At 37.8% G+C, this 19588-nt stretch carries 13 protein-coding genes; 10 read left to right on the forward strand and 3 right to left on the reverse strand.

Translation table 11 applies throughout. From position 1 onward, the window contains the following. Positions 1-18 precede the first annotated feature (18 nt). On the reverse strand, positions 19-2142 hold the full coding sequence (locus tag ACTJJF_RS18155; protein ID WP_440700561.1) for a TonB-dependent receptor domain-containing protein: 2124 nt from the start codon (positions 2140-2142) through the stop codon (positions 19-21). Between the two features lie 282 nt (positions 2143-2424). Between ACTJJF_RS18155 and ACTJJF_RS18160 the strand changes: the two genes are divergently transcribed. Both ACTJJF_RS18160 and ACTJJF_RS18165 read left to right on the forward strand, forming a co-directional pair. Then, on the forward strand, positions 2425-3447 hold the full coding sequence (locus ACTJJF_RS18160) for a sensor histidine kinase (protein ID WP_440700562.1): 1023 nt from the start codon (positions 2425-2427) through the stop codon (positions 3445-3447). Continuing rightward, positions 3440-4117, forward strand: coding sequence for a LytR/AlgR family response regulator transcription factor (locus ACTJJF_RS18165; RefSeq protein WP_440700563.1), 678 nt, complete (start codon positions 3440-3442; stop codon positions 4115-4117). The genes ACTJJF_RS18160 and ACTJJF_RS18165 overlap by 8 nt, the downstream gene beginning before the upstream one ends. Before the next feature lie 452 nt (positions 4118-4569). Here the strand turns inward: ACTJJF_RS18165 and ACTJJF_RS18170 are convergent, their stop codons facing one another. Together ACTJJF_RS18170 and ACTJJF_RS18175 are read right to left on the reverse strand one after the other, a co-directional pair. Continuing rightward, positions 4570-6837: an aconitate hydratase gene (locus ACTJJF_RS18170; protein WP_440700564.1), complete on the reverse strand. Its 2268-nt coding sequence runs from the start codon at positions 6835-6837 to the stop codon at positions 4570-4572. 319 nt (positions 6838-7156) lie between these two features. Then, on the reverse strand, positions 7157-9940 hold the full coding sequence (locus ACTJJF_RS18175; RefSeq protein ID WP_440700565.1) for a bifunctional aconitate hydratase 2/2-methylisocitrate dehydratase: 2784 nt from the start codon (positions 9938-9940) through the stop codon (positions 7157-7159). Between the two features lie 280 nt (positions 9941-10220). On the opposite strand from ACTJJF_RS18175, the gene ACTJJF_RS18180 reads away from it, so the two are divergent. The 8 genes from ACTJJF_RS18180 to ACTJJF_RS18215 all read left to right on the forward strand — a co-directional run bounded on the left by ACTJJF_RS18180 (position 10221) and on the right by ACTJJF_RS18215 (position 19583). After that, positions 10221-11000 (forward strand): WG repeat-containing protein, encoded by a 780-nt coding sequence (locus tag ACTJJF_RS18180; protein WP_440700566.1) that lies wholly within the window; start codon positions 10221-10223, stop codon positions 10998-11000. Positions 11001-11230: 230 nt separating this feature from the next. Continuing rightward, positions 11231-13348 carry a TonB-dependent receptor gene (locus ACTJJF_RS18185; RefSeq protein WP_440700567.1) on the forward strand — a complete coding sequence of 706 codons (2118 nt, stop codon included), beginning with the start codon at positions 11231-11233 and terminating at the stop codon, positions 13346-13348. 137 nt (positions 13349-13485) lie between these two features. Next, the gene (locus tag ACTJJF_RS18190; protein WP_440700568.1) at positions 13486-14238 is read left to right on the forward strand and encodes a hypothetical protein; all 753 of its coding nucleotides are present in this window, start codon (positions 13486-13488) and stop codon (positions 14236-14238) included. Then, positions 14226-14768, forward strand: coding sequence for an acyl-CoA thioesterase (locus tag ACTJJF_RS18195; protein WP_212649814.1), 543 nt, complete (start codon positions 14226-14228; stop codon positions 14766-14768). The genes ACTJJF_RS18190 and ACTJJF_RS18195 overlap by 13 nt, the downstream gene beginning before the upstream one ends. A 158-nt stretch (positions 14769-14926) precedes the next feature. After that, positions 14927-15856, forward strand: a complete 930-nt coding sequence (locus tag ACTJJF_RS18200) for a 2-hydroxyacid dehydrogenase (protein ID WP_440700569.1) — start codon at positions 14927-14929, stop codon at positions 15854-15856. 204 nt (positions 15857-16060) lie between these two features. Continuing rightward, positions 16061-17323, forward strand: a complete 1263-nt coding sequence (locus ACTJJF_RS18205; protein ID WP_312298829.1) for a serine hydrolase domain-containing protein — start codon at positions 16061-16063, stop codon at positions 17321-17323. A 25-nt stretch (positions 17324-17348) separates the two neighbouring features. Then, complete coding sequence (locus ACTJJF_RS18210) at positions 17349-19121, forward strand: Ig-like domain-containing protein (protein WP_440700570.1); 1773 nt, start codon at positions 17349-17351, stop codon at positions 19119-19121. Positions 19122-19124: 3 nt separating this feature from the next. Continuing rightward, positions 19125-19583 (forward strand): heme-binding domain-containing protein, encoded by a 459-nt coding sequence (locus ACTJJF_RS18215; protein ID WP_440700571.1) that lies wholly within the window; start codon positions 19125-19127, stop codon positions 19581-19583. Positions 19584-19588: the final 5 nt, after the last annotated feature.

Consider the following 19588-nt stretch of genomic DNA (forward strand, 5'->3'; position numbering starts at 1 on the left):
TTTTTAGTTACTATTAAATTATTGTGCACGGTTTTTCTCTTCGAAATTCACCGCTCGGTTATTTGATTTTATTTTTTGGTTTCCAAAATTATAGGTGATGCTGAGTACCAGTCTTCTGGCATCCCAATAATTGTTGAAAGACTGTGTATTATCTGAAAAATATGCCTCTCCTTTATATCCGGACTGTTTAAAAATATCACTTACCGAAAGATTGATCTGTACCGCTTTTTCTACAAGACTCATTTTGATTCCGGCGTCCAGGCTCGCCCTGTTTCTGATAGAGGAGTATCCGTCACGGGAAGGGAGATTATGCCAGTAATTTACAAACAGGAAGAAGGTTTTGGCCTTATTGAGCTGAAAAGTATTGTTGGTGGAATAATAAAACGATTGTCCGTTTTTGGGAACAGCATTAAATTGCGTGATCTGCGTTTCATTATAGCTGAATGAAACTGAAGTATTACTTTCCCAGATCTTAAAAAATGTATCCGTATAATTGAGATTAATCCCATACTTATCCTGATTATAATAATTGTAATAGGTGCTGGTAATATCTTTTCCGTCCAGAAAAGTGATCTGGTCAAAATTATTGACGGTTCTCTGGTAATAAAGATTGGCAGATAATCTGTTTTTAAAAATATAATTGAATTCTATATTATGATTGAAAGAAGGCTGTAAGCTTGGGTTTCCGGAATAATAAGTTCTTGGATTGGAGTACCATCGGAACGGGTCCAAAGCCCGGAAATAAGGACGGTTGATCCTTCTGGAATAATTAATACTGAACTGGTTATTTTCATTAGCTTTATAGGAAATATAAGCCGTAGGAAAGAATTTTCCATACTTGTTTTCAGATTCAGTCTGAATAATAGGTGAAAAACCGTTGGTTTGCGTGTATTCATAACGAAGCCCGGCTTTGGCAGACCATTTTTCACTGATATCCTTACTGGCACTGATGTATGCGGCATAATTTTTCTCTTTGTAATTAAAAAGGTTACTTCTGCCAGGATCTATGATGTAATCGTCCTGAATCAGATTAAAATATCCTATATCCGAACCATTGGAAAACTGACTGTATTTTGCTCCTGTTTCTATCTGCACCTTTTTAAAGTTTAATGTAAGATCAGCCTGCCCCGAATAAATTTTATAATCTACAGAAGAAAGATTTCGCACCACCTGAGCTGTATTGTCTGTCAGATTTCTGGTGGTAAAATTGACATTATTATCAGGCATATTCCCATAATAATTGGCCCCGAGGCTCAATTTATGTTCCCCGAATTTCTGGTCAAAATATAAATTCAGCATCTGTGATGTAAAAACAGAACGGTGTTTAGAATCCGTATCGGTTTGTAACGTCCGGATATTATTGGTAAAATAGCTTTGCTCTGACCTGATATCCATATCGGAATGACCTTTTGAAATATCATACACCAGCCCGATATTGGCATTTTTAGACAGTGAATAATCGAAATTGGCATTTAATCCAAGGCCGTCATTCATATCCCGTCTGTCATCCCTGCTGATAGAAGAATTCTGTCCGATGATCTTATAATTTTCCACGGAACGTTTATCTGCATCATATCCCAGAACTTTTACAGAGGCTTTCCATTTTTCATTTTGATAATTTACACCAGCCACACTGGTGAATCCTGCGTATGTTTTCTGAGTATAGTTCGTATTCAGGTAGCCGTTCCATCCGAGATTCTGGTTTTTTTTGAGAACGATATTGATGATTCCGCTATTTCCCTGGGCATCATATTTTGCCGGCGGGGTGGTGATTACCTCTATTTTCAGGATGTTTTCTGAACGGAGGTTTCTCAGATAGTTGATAAGCTCAATGCCGGAAAGATTAAGTATACGGTCATTTACCATCACAGAAACACCATTTTTTCCTGCAATAGAGAGAAGGCCTTTATCTTCATCAACTTTCAGTAAAGGGGTTCCGGCAAGCACTTCCATTCCGGAGCTTCCCTGAGAAAGCATGGAGTTCTGGACATTGTAAACCAAACGATCTACTTTACGCTCTACCAGGGCTTTCTTTCCGTTTACCGTAACAACTTCTATTGTACGGACATTGATGGTGTCTTTAGTTTGGCCTGCTGCAAACGAACAAACTAAAATTGCTATAGAAAGAATATGTTTTTTCATAGTATATAAATGACATTTTAGAAGATGAATATGTTACATTTCCTGAACAAAAGTATGAGTCACACTTTTTTGTAGAAATAGCCATTAGATGAACCGTTATTTTAGGGAGATGAAAATAGTTTGGTCGGAAAAAAACAGCCTTTTGTCGATAAAATATTGAAATATGATATTCCGGAGGTTTATATTTGAATATGAAATCGCTATTAACAAAATTTTCTAGCAAATAAATATGCGTGAAGATGGCGATTGCATATGACCTTTGAAAAAAATAAACATCTACATATGAAAAGAAAGCAGATTGTATGGCTTCAGATTCTCTATTGGGGATTTGATTTTTTTGGCTCGGTTATTACCCCTTTTTATTTTTTTCCGGAGGAGCTTAACTATCAGATAGGTGTTCTCAAGATTACCTATTTTGTAGTAAGAATACTTAGTTTCTATATTTTATACTTATTTGTTTTTCCTAAAATTTTCAAACCTGACAGGCTTTATACCGCTGTCTTTGTTTTTCTGTTTGGCCTTTTGTCTTTTGCAGGACTGCGCTATTTATTGGAAGAACTCATTTTGCCGGTAACATTTGGATTCCGGAATTATAATGAGGATACGGGACTCACTTACTATTTTTTTGATAACCTTTATAAAAGTACTCTTACAACTTTTATTGCCGGAATTTTATGGATACTGGAAAAATACGGTATCGCTGAAAACGATAAAAAACAACTTTTAATAGAGAAAAGGCAGGCTGAACTTCAGGCACTGAAAACCCAGATCAATCCTCATTTTATTTTTAATTCATTGAATAATATCTACTCCCTTGTTTATCAACATTCGGATAAGGCATTGCCGGCTATTGAAGAGCTTAGTCAGCTTTTAAGATACAGTACAAAAGATCTGGAGAAAGACTTTATAACTCTTGATAAAGAAGTAGGGTATATCGATAGCCTGGTTGCACTGGAAAAACTCAGAATCAAAAATCCTGAATTACTCATCACAGAGAAAGAAATTGAATATCCCCATCTTAATATTTCACCGATGCTGTTGGTTCCATTCGTAGAGAATGCCTTTAAGCATGGTGATTTTCGGAATAAGGGCTTTGAAATGAAAATTTCTGACCATGATAAGATCCTGCATTTTTATCTTTTAAATTTTAAAAATGAAAAAGTAAAAGACACCGTCTCAGGAATAGGGATAGAAAATGTGAAAAAAAGACTGGAGATTTTATATCCGGATCATTATGAACTGAATATAAAAAATACTGAAACAGAATTTGTTGTAGATTTAAAAATTGATTTACGAAATGAATAAGATTAAATGCATTATTGTAGATGACGAACCGCTGGCAATTTCTTTGTTGGAGCAGTATGTAGAGAAAATACCTTTTCTTGAATTGGTTTTTTCTGCAGAAAATCCTATTCAGGCTTTAGAATATATTAAGAATAATCCTTCTGATCTGATTTTTTTAGACATTATGATGCCTGAGCTCACAGGAATCAATTTTATGAAAATTTTAGGAGACAGACAGAAATATATCCTGACAACTGCGTACTCAGAGTATGCCTTGGAAGGCTACGAACATCATATTATTGATTATCTTCTGAAACCCATTTCTTTCGAGCGTTTTCAGAAAAGTGTTATAAAAGCTCAGGAACGGTTTTCTTTTCAGGCCGCAGAAAATACCCATTTCTTTGTTAAATCCTCGGGGCGGCAGCATCGTATCTGCTTTCATGAGATCCTTTATATTGAAAGTATTAAAGATTATGTGAACATCCGCACAGAAACAGAAGAGTATATCGTTCTTGATACCCTTAAATCAATGGAAAGTCAGCTTCCCGACAGATTCATACGTATCCACAAATCTTTTATTATCAATCTTGATAAAGTGAAAAGTATTGATGTAAAGAAAGTAATATTAGAAGGTTTTGAAATTCCGATAGGAGATAGCTATAGGAATAACCTTTTGGAGAAATTAAAGTAACGTAAATCTTATCGTTTTTCAATTCCGCATAAATCTTGTGTAATCTGTTGTCTTATTTTAAAGCGGGCTAATATCCACTTCTATTGTATAACATACACTCAAAGGCAGTCTATTATTCAATCATCTTTAACGCAAAATCCGCAAAAATTTTTATCAATAATTTATAAACGTTCGCAAGGGCGTTACACTCAGCAAATAAAAGGTGATGCTATGCTTTGATGAATCAAATGCCATCGTGAACAAAATATCCGAAAATTTTATTCAAACCCTTTGCGATTCCTGGCGTTTGAAATAAAGATTCTAAAAAGGACTGCTCTTATATCCTGTTTCGATATAAATCTGTGTAATCTGCAATATCAGTGAGATATTTAAACTTTTAGTTTCTGGTTTAAAACAAAAAAGACAACTTCCAAAGAAGTCGCCTTTTCTATTAATCGATCTAACAATTAATCTTATTTTTCTTGTTGTTTAATCAGATTCAATGCAGAACCGGCCTTAAACCAATCAATCTGTTGATCGTTGTAAGTGTGGTTGGCCATGATGATATCTTTGGTTCCGTCTTTGTGAATGAATTCTAAGGTCAATTGTTTTCCCGGAGCAAACTGATCAAGATCTAAGAAATTGACAACATCGTCTTCCTGGATTTTGTCATAGTCAGCCTCATTAGCGAAAGTGATCCCTAGCATCCCTTGTTTTTTAAGGTTCGTTTCGTGAATTCTCGCAAATGACTTTACCAATACTGCTTTTACTCCAAGGTGTCTTGGTTCCATCGCAGCATGTTCTCTTGAAGAACCTTCACCATAGTTTTGGTCTCCTACCACAATGGTTGGAATACCTGCAGCTTTGTAAGCTCTTTGTACAGCCGGAACCTCTCCGTATTCACCGGTTAATTCATTTTTAACTTTATTCGTTTCCATGTTGTAAGCATTCACTGCCCCGATCAACATGTTATTGGAAATATTATCAAGATGACCTCTGTATTTCAGCCATGGCCCAGCCATAGAGATGTGGTCGGTAGTACATTTTCCGAAAGCTTTGATCAATACTCTTGCTCCTGTAATATTTTTACCGTCCCAAGCCGGAAATTCTTCTAACAGCTGAAGTCTGTCTGAAGTAGGGCTCACGTTCACTACAACACTGGAACCGTCTTCTGATGGAGCCTGATATCCATTATCATCTACCGCAAAGCCTTTTGACGGAAGTTCGAAACCTCTTGGCTCGTCAAGTTTTACCTGCTCGCCTGCTTCGTTCGTTAAAGTATCGGTAATCGGGTTGAAGTCTAATCTACCGGAGATTGCAACAGCAGCTACCATTTCAGGAGAAGCTACAAATGCATGAGTATTCGGGTTACCGTCAGCTCTTTTGGCAAAGTTTCTGTTGAAAGAGTGAATAATAGAGTTTTTCTCTCCTTTTTCAGCACCTTCTCTATCCCATTGCCCGATACATGGTCCACAAGCGTTGGTAAAGATTCTTGCATTTTCAAATTTTCTGAAAGAATTTAAGAATCCGTCTCTTTCTGCTGTGAATTTCACCTGCTCAGAACCAGGGTTGATCCCTAAGATTGCTTTTGGTTTTACTCCTTTGGCTACGGCATCTTCCACGATAGATGCAGCTCTTGATAAATCCTCATAAGAAGAGTTGGTACAGGAACCGATAAGAGCCCATTCTACTTCTAACGGCCATCCGTTAGCTTCAGCTTTAGCTCTGAATTCAGCAACCGGAGTTGCTAAATCCGGAGTGAAAGGTCCGTTTAAGTGCGGAGTCAGTTCTGAAAGGTTGATTTCTATTAATTGGTCGAAATATTGTTCAGGGTTAGCATATACTTCAGCATCTCCTGTTAAATGTTCAGCAATTTTATCAGCAGCATCTACTACATCCTGTCTTCCTGTTGCTGACAGATATCTTCTCATTGAATCGTCATATCCGAATGTAGAGGTTGTAGCCCCGATTTCAGCACCCATATTACAAATAGTACCTTTACCGGTTGCAGAAAGAGATTGTGCCCCTTCGCCGAAATATTCCACGATACAGCCTGTACCTCCTTTTACGGTAAGGATTCCTGCCACTTTTAAGATGACATCTTTAGCAGAAGTCCATCCGTTCATTTTACCGGTTAATTTCACCCCGATAAGTTTAGGCATTTTAAGCTCCCATGCCATACCTGCCATTACGTCTACTGCATCAGCACCACCTACACCAATGGCAACCATTCCTAGGCCGCCGGCGTTTACAGTGTGTGAGTCAGTACCGATCATCATACCTCCGGGGAATGCATAGTTTTCTAATACCACCTGGTGAATGATACCTGCTCCCGGTTTCCAGAATCCGATCCCGTATTTATCACATACGGAACTCAGGAAGTTGAATACCTCAGAGTTTTTGTTGATACCTTCCTGCAGGTCTTTATCAGCTCCTACTTTCGCCTGGATCAGGTGGTCAGCATGAGCGGTAGAAGGAACAGCTACTTTTGCTTTTCCTGCCTGCATGAATTGTAAAAGTGCCATCTGTGCAGTGGCATCCTGCATGGCTACTCTGTCCGGAGCAAAATCTACATAAGAGTTTCCTCTTTCATAGGCTTGTGTAGCATTTCCTTCCCAAAGGTGGGTGTAAAGGATTTTTTCTGAAAGGGTAAGAGGTTTTCCCACAATCTGTCTTGCCGCAGCAATTCTTTCCGGGTAACGCTCATACACTTTTTTGATCATATCAATATCAAAAGTCATATCGTATTTTAGTTTTATTCTTTTTCCGTTAATGCTTCTTTTTCTTCAATCCTGAAAAGAAAAATGATTTTTTTATACATCAAAAAACGTTCCTATAATCCATAAATGGGGATAATTTTGACTATAAAACCAAGAGATTTTATAACTTTCAATTTAAGAAAAAATAGATTCTGTTTTTCCTGTTTTTTGAAAAAAAAATCGTAGTTCACTTAAAATAGAAACATTCTAAACAAAAAAACGGAAGATCTTAAATCCCAAAGGACTGCAATCTTCCGTTTTATATAATTTTGAAAGTCTTACGACTTATTGATCAGTTCTGTTAATGAGCGCTGGTACTTGTCAATTCCTTAATGGAAGGTACAAACGTTGTAAGGTCAATGCCCTCAACTGCAGCTTTATACTCGTCAATGCTTGGGATTCTTCCGATGATGGCTGAAAGAACCACTACCGGAGTTGAAGCCAGTAAAGATTCTCCTTTTTTGCGTTCAGAATCTTCTACAACTCTTCCCTGGAACAGACGGGTTGAAGTAGCCAATACTGTATCTCCTTTTGCTGCTTTTTCCTGGTTACCCATACAAAGGTTACATCCCGGACGCTCAAGGTACATTACGTTTTCGTATTGGGTACGGGCTTCACCTTTTGGAGCATTGTCGTTGAATTCAAATCCTGAATATTTTTCCAGCAATTCCCAGTCTCCTTCAGCTTTTAACTCGTCAATGATGTTGTAAGTAGGAGCTGCCACTACTAGCGGTGCACTGAACTCTACTTTTCCCTGTTGTTTTTCAAGGTTTCTCAACATCTGAGATACAATCTTAAGGTCTCCTTTGTGAACCATACAGGATCCTACGAAACCAAGATCTACCTTTTTCTCACCACCATAGTAAGAAAGATCTCTGATAGTATCGTGGGTATATCTCTTGGAAACATCTTCGTTGTTTACATCCGGGTCAGCAATCATAGGTTCTACGATTACATCAAGATCAACAACAACTTCTGCATAATATTTAGCGTTGGCATCAGGAGTCAAAGCTGGCTTTTCACCTGATCTGATTTCCTCAATTCTCTTATTCGCTTTATCAATCAATCCCTGAAGAACCTTGTTGTGGTTATCCATTCCTTTGTCGATCATGATCTGGATTCTGCCTTTAGCAATTTCCAATGATTCGATTAAAGTATTATCTTCAGAAATATTGATAGATGCTTTTGCTTTCATTTCAGCAGTCCAGTCTGTAAATGTGAATGCCTGGTCAGCAGGAAGTGTTCCGATGTGAACCTCAATGATTCTACCCTGGAATACGTTCTCTCCTCCAAACTGTTTCAGCATCTGAGCCTGAGTTGCGTGTACCACATCACGGAAATCCATATGAGGCTTCATTTCACCTTTAAAAGTTACTTTTACAGATTCCGGGATTGGCATAGAAGCTTCACCGGTAGCCAATGCAAGAGCAACTGTTCCGGAGTCAGCTCCGAAAGCAACTCCTTTAGACATTCTCGTGTGAGAGTCACCACCAATGATGATCGCCCATTCGTCTACAGTGATATCGTTAAGAACCTTGTGAATAACGTCTGTCATAGAGTGGTATTCACCTTTCGGGTCACGGGCTGTGATCAGACCGAAATCGTTCATGAATTTCATCAGCTTAGGAATGTTGGCCTGAGCTTTTTTATCCCAAACTGAAGCGGTGTGACATCCTGATTGGTAAGCACCGTCAACTGTTGGAGAAATTACAGTAGCAGCCATTGATTCAAGCTCCTGAGCGGTCATAAGACCTGTTGTATCCTGTGAACCAACGATATTTACTTTTACACGTACATCAGAACCTGCATGTAATACTTTTCCTGGTGTTGTTCCTACAGCATTTCTGTTGAAGATCTTTTCTACAGCTGTAAGACCCTGTCCTTCGTGAGAAATTTCTTTTGATGGAGCAAAAACAACAGGAGCTTCAATACCCAGTGTCTGGGCTGCAAACGTCTGTAGTTTCTTACCGAATACGATAGCATAAGATCCTCCGGCCTTGATGAATTCCATCTTTTGCGGAGTGAAAGACTTCGTAAGGTCGATCAGTTCCTGATCTCCGTTATATAATTTCTTTTCTTTTGTATTGATTGTTAAAACAGTTCCTGTAGCTACTGAATAGGCCTCTTCAAGAATAACCTCACCGGCTTCATTACGAACAGGGTTTCCATTTTCGTCCACTTTCTTCACCCAATTCTTAAGGTCGATACCGATACCTCCGGTAACGTCAACTGTGGTAAGGAAAATCGGAGAAATACCGTTGGTTCCTCCTACAATCGGAGCGATATTCACGAATGGTACGTAAGGACTTGCCTGTTTACCGGTCCAAAGTGCTACGTTGTTTACTCCTGACATTCTGGATGAACCTACCCCCATTGTTCCTTTTTCAGCAATAAGCATAACGCTTGCATCAGGATGTTGTGCCTGTAAAGCTTTGATTTCTGCCTGTGCTTCAGGAGTAATCATGCATTTACCGTGAAGTTCACGGTCTGATCTTGAGTGGGCCTGGTTACCCGGAGAAAGTAAGTCGGTAGAAATGTCTCCTTCACCGGCAATGTAAGTAACTACTTTGATTTCCTCAGCCACTTCAGGAAGTTTAGTGAAGAATTCAGCTTTTGCGTAGCTTTCTAAAATTTCTTTAGCAATTGCATTTCCGCTGTTATATGCTTCTTTCAGACGGTTGGTATCCGCTTCATAAAGGAAAACCTGAGTTTTAAGAACATCAGCAGCCTGTTGGGCAATATCAGTATCGTTACCTAAAGCAAGGTCTAATAATACTTCGATTGATTTCCCTCCTTTCATGTGGGATAATAATTCAAATGCAAAGTCTGGAGTAATTTCTTCTACTACGGATTCACCTAGAATGATTTCTTTTAAAAACTGAGCTTTTACACCTGCTGCGCTGGTTGTTCCCGGTAGGGTATTGTAAATGAAAAATTTAAGAGAGTCCGTTCGGTCTGCATTCCCTGAATCTTTGATCTGTGCAATGATTTCGCTTAATAATTCAGCACTGTCAATAGGTTTTGGATGAAGCCCCTGAGTTTTTCTTTCTTCAATCTCTTTGATGTAATCCTTATAAATATTCATAATAGAAGTCTTTCAATATTAAAGGTAGAGTACGTTATTGCTTCTTACTGGTCTGTATAAATACAATTAATGACATTTTGAGATCTCGCATGTGGATGCAACATTAACCGAATAAGGTCAGCATAATCTACACTTTTTTAAAAGTTTTTTAAATTATTAAACAATTCAAAATGCAGCCCAAAATTACGAAATTTTACTATTTTATGAGAATGAAATTATTTAGATTCTTTATAAATATGAATTTGATAATTTCTATTTTTGGCCTTAATTTTGCGACCCAATGATGAATATGAAAAATATCCTGAATGTTTTGTGCGTTTTTATTTCGATTTCTATTTTCTCGCAGACGAAATCTGTGAAGAAAGCCGGAGTGAAAACCGGTGCTAAAACAACGATAAAGAAAGGCCCGGTAAAGGCTAAGCCGAATCCTGATCTTGTGGTAATCAATAAAGATCTTCCGGTTCTGATCCCCAAAAAGAAAGGGGACCAATTTGGGTACGTCAATCAGAATGGAAAATTCATCATCCAGCCGGAATACCATATTGCTGTATTTTTTTATGAGGACTGCAATCTTCTGAATTCTCCTAATCCAAAAGTTCGGAAATTCGGAAGCGGGAATTATGCTACGGTAGAAAAAGATATGATTTCGTATCGGGTTGATCAGTCAGGGAAGAGAGTTTATCAGTTTAAAGATGCCGACCTGGGAAAATGTAAGTTTGAAGAGTATAAACAGCAATTATTTCAGGCTTATATCTTAAATGGTTTCTACGGGATCATTGAAAAATCAAAATTTGTCAACGCTGCAGATTACAGACAATATCAGATTTACCCCCAATATCAGTACCTGTACATTCTTGAAGGTGATGATGTTGCAGATCCAATGATAGTGGCTTCCAATAATGATAAATTCGGTGTGATTGATGTCAATAATAAGGTGATCATCCCGTTTGAATACTCCAACATCAAAAGAAATTTCAGCTGGAGGCTTGGGAAAATGTTTGAAGTTACAAAAGATGGCAAAAACTATTATTATGTTGATGCCAATAATAAAACCTATTAGGTCTGAGGTACACACATCGGCCAATCACGAATCTCAAAACCACAAAATCAGAAACTCGTATATTTTTTGTACTTTTGCACCCGAAATAAAGGGGTGCTTTTACAGGCTGAGATTATACCCGATGAACCTGGAACAGGTAATGCTGTTTAGGGACGTCCGCTCTATAAGGAACGGAACTGTATAATATCTTATCGATCCCCTTTTATTCATTAAATGTAAAGATTTATAGAATGAAAGGATTATTTTTTTTAGGGCTTAGTGTAGGCTCTGTAGCCTTTATCCAGGCTCAAAATACAGATTCTCTGAAAATCAGGGAAATTGAAGCGGTCAGCTTTACCAAACGACTTCCTGTCGCAAAAGAAATCATCAACGTTCAGAAAGACCTTGACGGGAGAAACCTGGGCCAGGACCTTCCTATTCTTTTGAAAAATCAAACTTCCATTATTTCTACTTCCGATGCCGGAAACGGTGTGGGATATACAGGATTTAGGATTCGTGGTGTTTCCGGGACAGCAATCAACATCATGATGAATGGGGTTCCATACAATGATTCTGAGAGCCAGGGTACATTTTTTGTCAATGTTCCAGATTTAACGAGCTCTGCCTCACAGATTGTCATCCAAAGGGGAGTAGGTACATCCAATAACGGGGTTTCCGCTTTTGGAGCCAGTGTGAATGTCATTTCAAGAGAACCTGAAGAAAAGTTTTACTTTAAAACCGATGACAGTTACGGCTCTTTTAATACTTATAAATATTCAGCAGAAATAGGTTCCGGAAAATTCTGGAAAAACCGTCTTTCCGTGATGGGAAGATATACCCATATTCACTCTGACGGTTATATTGACAGGGCTTCATCAAACCTGCATTCCTACAACTTTACCGCTCTCTTTGAAGAAGGAAATACCAAATTGCGTTTAATGGCTTTTGGCGGAAAAGAAAAAACATATCAGGCCTGGGGTGGTGTTACCAAAGAAAAATGGGAAACAGATCCTAAATTTAATGGTTCCGGTGCAATCTATGATGCCGACTGGAAAAATGTTGTAGGGTTCTATGATAACGAAACGGATAACTACAGACAGAACCATTATCAGCTGCTTTGGGAGCAGAAATTCAATGACCGTTGGAATCTGGAAACCACTTTCCATTATACCAAAGGAAAAGGATTTTATGAAAATTATAAACAGGGTAATGCCTTCTCAAGATATAATTTACCTGATATTATTGAGGGCGGACAAACTATAGAATATTCAGATTTTATAAGAAAGAAATGGCTGGATAATGATTTTTACGGAGTAGTTTCCACTCTTTACGGAAAACTTGGAAATCTGGATTTAAATTTTGGAGCGGTAGCCAATCAGTATTATGGCAGACATTTTGGAAATGTTACCGGAGTTTTCTTCCCACAGATTGATGAGCATGAATATTACAGAAACCGTTCTGTGAAGAGTGAAGTTTCAGGTTTTGCAAAAGCTTTATTCAGAATGGATAATTTTGAATTTTTTGGAGATCTTCAGCTCAGAAATATTCATTACAATACCAAAATCCTGCTGGCCGGTGATAAGGAAGGTGCCAACCTGGATAAGAACTGGTTGTTTTTCAATCCAAAAGCTGGTGTAAATTATAGAATTGACGGAGGAAAAGTATTCCTGTCTTATGCCCATGCCCATCGTGAGCCGAACAGGGAGGATATCATGGCAAATAATGATGTAAAACCGGAAAAACTTCACGATTTTGAAGCTGGATTGGAAAAACAGTTTGGCTTTTTATCCGTGACGGCCAATGTGTATTATATGTATTATGTCAATCAGTTGGTGTTAAACGGTACATTGAGTAATGTGGGAGCATTTATCAGGACGAATTCAGGAAAGAGCTACAGAAGAGGAATTGAGATTGGTGCCTTGGCAAAATTGTCTAAACAATGGGAGGTTTCAGGGAATTTAACTTTAAGCCAGAACAGGAATCAGGATTTTAATATCAAAGACGGAAACAGCCCTAAAAGTTTGGGAAATACACAGATCTCATTCTCTCCGAATGTGATTGCAAATCTGGGTTTGAAATTCAATCCGACTAAAAACTTCCAGTTTGCTTTGATGAATCAGTATGTAGGGAAACAGTACCTTGATAATACAGAAGATAAAAACTTTGAGCTTAAAGATTATTTCCTTACAGACTTCAATGCCCAGTATCAGTTTAAAATTGCCAATAATGATATCGCACTGAAATTAATAGTGAATAACCTTTTCAATAAAAAATATGTAAATAACGGGGCTGTTGACGGAAGCCAGGCGTATTACTTTGCACAGGCAGGAACCAATTTTATGTTTGGTGTGAGCTGGAAGATTCAATAGTTTTCGCTGTTTATCTTTATTTTTATAATGGTATTCCTGTTTTAATAGAGAATAATCAAAAGACTGTTTCGGCGGTCTTTTTTTATATCCGTTAAATATCTTCAAAAGTCATGAAAAAGTTATAAATTTGCCACCAAATGAATATTTCAGCATACATTTTAGAATATTTAAAACAATTTGGAACTGCCACGGTTCCAGGCTTTGGTGTGTTTTCTCTGAAAAATTCCAAGGCAATTATCAATTCTGAAAACGGCAGCATCCTGCCTCCGGCCAGCCAGATTGAATTTGCTATTGATTATGAAGTGCAGGCTGAAGAACTTACCGCTTATATTGCGGAACAGAAACAAATGTCTTTGGATGCTTCAAGAAGTGATCTGAAGATTCAGACTGATTTCTGGAAGAAAAAACTGCAGGCAGAGCAGGTTCTCGAAATTCAAAATCTGGGAACGGTTTTTATTGAAGAAGGAGATACCCATTTTAAGGGAAAAAGAGTGGAAGCCGGCCGCCCGGACTTTTATGGGTTGGAAGAAATCCGGTTCTCAGATATCAACAACGGGGAAAAAGTAAATGCCTCAGAAAGCCGTGAAAAGGATTATAAATTCGGGAAGACGATTCTATGGATATTCCTGATCATGATTCCGGTACTGGGAATTGTATACCTTGCCTTCACTCAGGAGGAACTTCTTTTCGGAAAGAAATCTTTCACAAATGTTTCTGTAAAGACGTCTACACACAGAATCGTAAAAGACACCGCTACAATAATGAAGCAGGAACCGAAAGTACCTGTCTCGGATTCCTTACAAAAAGACTCACTGGTAAAACCTGTCGGAAAAGGAACAAAACCTGTTCCGGCCGCCCCAATCAACACTAAGACTAAATGGCAAAAGTAAAAACGGCGTCAGAATCCCTGACCATTATGACCAATATCGTTCTTCCGAACGAAACCAATTCTCTAAGAAACCTTTTTGGTGGTGAACTTTTAGCAAAAATGGACCGATGTGCGTCTATTTCCGCTGCAAGACATTGCGAAAGAAGGGTAGTAACAGCTTCTGTAAACCATGTTTCCTTCAATCATCCGATTCCGGAAGGAGGAGTAGTGGTGTTGGAGTCTAAAGTTTCCAGAGCATTCTCTACTTCTATGGAGGTATATGTGGATGTGTGGTCTGATGACCCGATCAATCAGAAAAAAATTCATACCAATTCCGGGATCTATACTTTCGTTGCGGTAGATGAATTCAACCGTCCGATTCCGATTCCTGATATGATTCCTGAAACCGAAGAGGAAAAAGAAAGATATGCAGCAGCATTCCGCAGAAAGGAACTTTCACTCATCCTTTCCGGAAGAATGAAGCCTCTGGAATCTGTAGAGCTTAAGAAACTTTTCCAGGAACCACAGGAATCTAAGAAAGACAAAAAGTAGTAATTATATACTTTATCTATTAAAAAATGCTTTTAAACTTTGCTGAGTGCTAACGCCTTTGCGAGCTTAAAAGCATTTATTTTTGAGGTTTGCGAACTTTGCGGTAGAATAAATAATCACTTTAGGACTCAGTTCCTATTACTAAATCTTTAAATGAAATGAAAATACTTCTTTTAGATAAAAACCATCCTCTCATTACTGAACAGCTTCTGGCCAAGAACTTTATACTGGAAGAGGATTTTACTTCTTCTTATGATGAGGTTTGCCGTAAGATTCAAAATTATGACGGAATTATCATCAGAAGCCGTATTCCTTTAGATAAAAACTTTCTTGAAAAAGCACAGAATCTGAAGTTTATAGCAAGGGTAGGAGCGGGAATGGAGAATATTGATATTCCTGTTGCAGAAAAGCTGGGGATTCAGCTGATCAATTCTCCGGAAGGGAACAGAGATTCTGTAGCCGAGCATGTGGTAGGAATGCTGCTTGTCATCATGAACAGGCTTTTTATCGCTTCCCGGGAAGTGAAAAACGGGATCTGGAAACGTGAAGAAAACAGGGGCGATGAATTGTTGGGGAAAACAGTTGGGCTGATAGGATATGGAAATATGGGAAAAGCTACTGCCAGGAGACTTTCCGGATTTGGGTGTAAAGTGATCTTCCATGATATTCTTCCCGGTCTTTCTGATGACTTTGCAAGACAGGTTACGCTGGACGAATTAAAAGAGTCTGCTGAGGTTTTAAGCCTGCATATTCCTCTGACTCCGGAAACTCATTATCTTATTGATGAAAGATTTATTTCTGAAATGAAAAATGACTTCTACTTTGTGAATACAGCGAGAGGAAAAAACGTAAAAACTAAAAGTTTAGTAGAAGCATTAAAATCAGGAAAAGTAAAAGGAACCTGCCTTGACGTTCTTGAATATGAAAAATCTTCCTTTGAAAATATAGAATCTGAAAATGAAGATCTGAAATATCTTTTAGAATCTGAAAAAGCGATTGTTACTCCTCATATTGCCGGGTGGACTCATCAGAGTAAAGAAAAACTGGCGCAGTTTATTGTGGATAAGATTGTAACATCGTATTGTTAGAAAAACAAGCTAAAGAAAAATAAAATACCTCAAACCTGAAAAATCATGTGTATAGCTCTGAATTTTTCAGGTTTTTTATTTTAACCGGGCTTCTTTTTTATGATTTCATTTTTCTTTCATTTATGTTAAATAATTCATAATGTCTCCTTCATATTTATAATTTACTTTCGAGTTTTATTAAATTGCCGCTCATTTTTGAATCTCATGAAGATGCGTAATTTCGTACTTATTTTAACTGTCTTTTTATCTGTCTTTTCCTGCAAAAAAAAATCTGAAGCCCAAAAAGTTTCGGCAGAAAACACCACTAATCTTCCCAATTACGGAAATGTGGATCTGGAAAATGTTTTTACCAAAGCTGACGGTCAGCTTTTAGACAAATATACCACTGTAAATTACATCAACCAGTATTACAAAAAGATCTGGGAAGGAGGAGACCTTAGCGGAGGGATTCTCGTAGCTAAAGGGGACGAAATTCTATACGAAAATTACAGAGGTTTCGGAAGAGAAGGCAATCAGATGCCGATCGATAAAAATACTCCATTGCACGTTGCATCGGTTTCAAAGACTCTTACTGCAATGGCCATGATGAAGCTGGTGGAGGCCGGAAAAATAAAACTTACAGATCATCTTACTCAGTTCTTTCCGGGGTTTCCCTATCCTAATGTTACAGTTCAGACTTTGCTGGACCAAAGAAGCGGGCTTCCGAAATATGAATACTTTATCACTAAGATACAACCGGCTCCGGCAGAGCTTTCAAAGCCGTTCATTACCAATCAGGATGTGCTGAATATGATCATCAAATACAAGCCTGATCTGGCAAGAGATACGGATACCGGATTTATGTACTGCAATACCAACTTTGCTTTACTGGCATTACTGATTGAAAAAGTGACTAATACTCCTTTTCCGCAGGCAATGAAAGAAATGGTTTTCACGCCATTAAAAATGAATAATTCCTATATCTTTCAGGAAAAAGATATTCCTACCGCTTCACAGTCTTTCTACTACGGTGGAAACAAATTGTATCCGCTGGACAGGCTGGATCTGATCTATGGAGATAAAAATGTATATACAACACCGAGAGATTTATATAATTTTTCAAAAGCAATGTTTTCCAGGGATTTCCTTAAGCCGGAGTTGATGCAGATGGTATTTGCCCCTTACAGCAATGAAAAGGCGGGAATGAATAACTACGGATTAGGATTCAGGATGAAAATATTTGATAATGGTGAAAAACTGACTTATCACAACGGATGGTGGCATGGAACAAACTCTGTATTTGCCCATCTCCTGAAGTCTAAAGTGACCATTGTAGCGATCGGAAATAAATATTCAAACAAAGTGTATACAGCATTGGCATTGTCCGGATTATTTGAAGATTTTCCTTTACAGAAAGATAAGCTTCATACGGTGATGAATGACAATAAAGATACTTTGAATTCCGGACAGGAAGTTTTTGGAGAATAATGTTTACTTTTGCTTAAACATTTTCATGAAAAGGTTTCTTTTATTATTCGTTATCTGTTTTCTTGTACATTCATGTGCAAGAGTGGGTTCGCCTGTAGGTGGGCCAAAAGATACATTAGCACCAAAATTTTTAAGTTCCAATATTGATACTACAAGGATCAATGTCAAAAGAGATATTCACGAGCTCCGCCTGGATTTTGATGAATACATTACATTGAAAGATATCAGTAAAAACCTGATTATCTCTCCTCCCATCAAAGATATCAAGAGGATTATTCCGTCTAATATTGCCAACAAATTTGTACTGATCCAATGGGCAGATACACTTCAGGCCAATACCACTTATAATTTCAATTTCGGGAATTCTATTGTGGATAATAATGAGGCTAATGTGCTCAGGTATTTTAATTTTGCCTTTTCTACAGGAGATAAACTGGATGATTTATACGTTAGCGGAGAAGTAAAGGACGCTGCACAGATTAAAAAGAAAGAAGGAAGTAATGAAAACAAGCTGGTGGTAGGATTGTACCAGCTTAAAGATACGATCAACTATAAGCAAAAACCGTATTATATTACTAAAGTTGATGATGACGGATATTATGAGCTGAACTATCTTTCTCCGGGGAAATATAAAATTATCGCCTTCGATGATGAGAATGGAAACTCTATTTATGATCCCGGAAAAGAAAAAATAGGATTCCAAAAAGAGGCTGTTGACATTGAAAAATCAATATCCGGACTGAATTTAAAAGTATATCCTTCCAAAAAAGCACTCAAGTATTCTGAAATGAAAGAAGTTCCGGGCGGTGTGCTGATGCTTTTTGAAGGTCATCCGGATGAAGTGAAAGTTGAGTCTCTGAATGACAAACTGAAAGATATAAGGGTGACTCATAATCCTAAATCTGACTCGGTAAGAATCTGGTTTGATGCAGTGAAAAATGATGTTGGACAGACCGCCAATGAAAAGTTGGTATTCAGTCACAACAAAGGAGCTAAAAAAGACAGTGCTTACAGTGTTTCTTTATTTTACAGATACAACAAGAAAAATGTAATGGATATTGAAGGGGATAATGATGGGGCTGCGTTACCTCCGAAAGCAGAATTTAAAATAGCTTCAGGATATTATATTGATAAAATTGATCCTTCAAAATGGACATTGAACGTTAAAGGGGACAGCTTAAATACAATACCTTTTAAAGCCAGAATTTCAGAGACCAATCCTTATAAAATCCTTGTGCAGTCTGATTTTATAAGTGGTAAATCTTATCAGCTTACCATACCTAAAGAAACTGTATCTTCATTCTATACCAAAAATGTACAATCCAAACGTTTTGACTTTGATATTGCCAAGGTAGATGAGTTTGGAAGTCTTGAGTTTACGCTGAGCAATGCACCTGCCACTCATTATTGGATTCAGCTGTTGGATGATTCTGAAAAAGTAGCTTATCAGAAATATACAACAGGGAATCAGGTGAAGTTTGACATCGTGAAACCGAGTGAATATATTGTTAGGATACTCGTAGACAACAACGAAAACAAATATTGGGACGAAGCAGATCTTGCCACTGAAACTTTTGCTGAAGAGGCTTTCGTTTTCTATAAAAAAGTAATAGCAAGAGGCCTATGGGAAACCCGTGAAGAATGGGATCTGAAGGATACAAGAACGCTCGATAACCCTAAAGGAACAAGTCCTGCTCCGGTTCCGGCTGCTGTGGTTCCTGAGGAAACAGAAACCGTGAAACAGGAAGCTAAAAAAGAAATAAAAACCAATACAGCAGTTTTAACTCCTGTGAAATAGGTATTGAAGATGGTAAAAAAAGTTTTATTCTGGGCACTGGTGGCGTTTGCCCTGATTCAGTTTATTCCTATAGACCGAGTGAACAAGCCTGTTGATTCTGCTGTGAATTTTGTTGATTCCGGAAAAGCTCCGGAAAAGGTTAAAACGCTGCTTAAAAATGCATGTTACGACTGTCATTCCAATGAAACCGTTTACCCAAAATATGCTTTTATAGCCCCGATTTCATGGTCTGTAAAAAGCCACGTAAATGAAGGAAGAGAGCATATGAATTTTTCTGTCTGGGGAACGTATAATAAAGAATTAAAAGAAAGTATGCTTAATAAGTCTGTTCAGACCCTTCAGAATAGAACAATGCCTATGCTCGGATATATTGTTTATCACAAAGAAGCCAATCTATCTGAAGCAGAAAGATCTTTACTGATCCAGTATTTCGACGGAATGCTGAAATCTAAAACGTATTAGATATA

It is taken from the genome of Chryseobacterium sp. 22458 (assembly GCF_052044975.1).
Classification (GTDB): Bacteria; Bacteroidota; Bacteroidia; order Flavobacteriales; family Weeksellaceae; genus Chryseobacterium.

Coding starts and splice junctions, on each gene's coding strand:
- ACTJJF_RS18210 (WP_440700570.1), top strand. CDS start 17,349: ATGAAAAGGTTTCTTTTATTATTCGTTATCTGTTTTCTTGTACATTCA.
- ACTJJF_RS18205 (WP_312298829.1), top strand. CDS start 16,061: ATGAAGATGCGTAATTTCGTACTTATTTTAACTGTCTTTTTATCTGTC.
- ACTJJF_RS18190 (WP_440700568.1), top strand. CDS start 13,486: ATGAATATTTCAGCATACATTTTAGAATATTTAAAACAATTTGGAACT.
- ACTJJF_RS18170 (WP_440700564.1), bottom strand. CDS start 6,837: ATGACTTTTGATATTGATATGATCAAAAAAGTGTATGAGCGTTACCCG.
- ACTJJF_RS18155 (WP_440700561.1), bottom strand. CDS start 2,142: ATGAAAAAACATATTCTTTCTATAGCAATTTTAGTTTGTTCGTTTGCA.
- ACTJJF_RS18200 (WP_440700569.1), top strand. CDS start 14,927: ATGAAAATACTTCTTTTAGATAAAAACCATCCTCTCATTACTGAACAG.
- ACTJJF_RS18195 (WP_212649814.1), top strand. CDS start 14,226: ATGGCAAAAGTAAAAACGGCGTCAGAATCCCTGACCATTATGACCAAT.
- ACTJJF_RS18180 (WP_440700566.1), top strand. CDS start 10,221: ATGATGAATATGAAAAATATCCTGAATGTTTTGTGCGTTTTTATTTCG.
- ACTJJF_RS18160 (WP_440700562.1), top strand. CDS start 2,425: ATGAAAAGAAAGCAGATTGTATGGCTTCAGATTCTCTATTGGGGATTT.
- ACTJJF_RS18165 (WP_440700563.1), top strand. CDS start 3,440: ATGAATAAGATTAAATGCATTATTGTAGATGACGAACCGCTGGCAATT.
- ACTJJF_RS18185 (WP_440700567.1), top strand. CDS start 11,231: ATGAAAGGATTATTTTTTTTAGGGCTTAGTGTAGGCTCTGTAGCCTTT.
- ACTJJF_RS18175 (WP_440700565.1), bottom strand. CDS start 9,940: ATGAATATTTATAAGGATTACATCAAAGAGATTGAAGAAAGAAAAACT.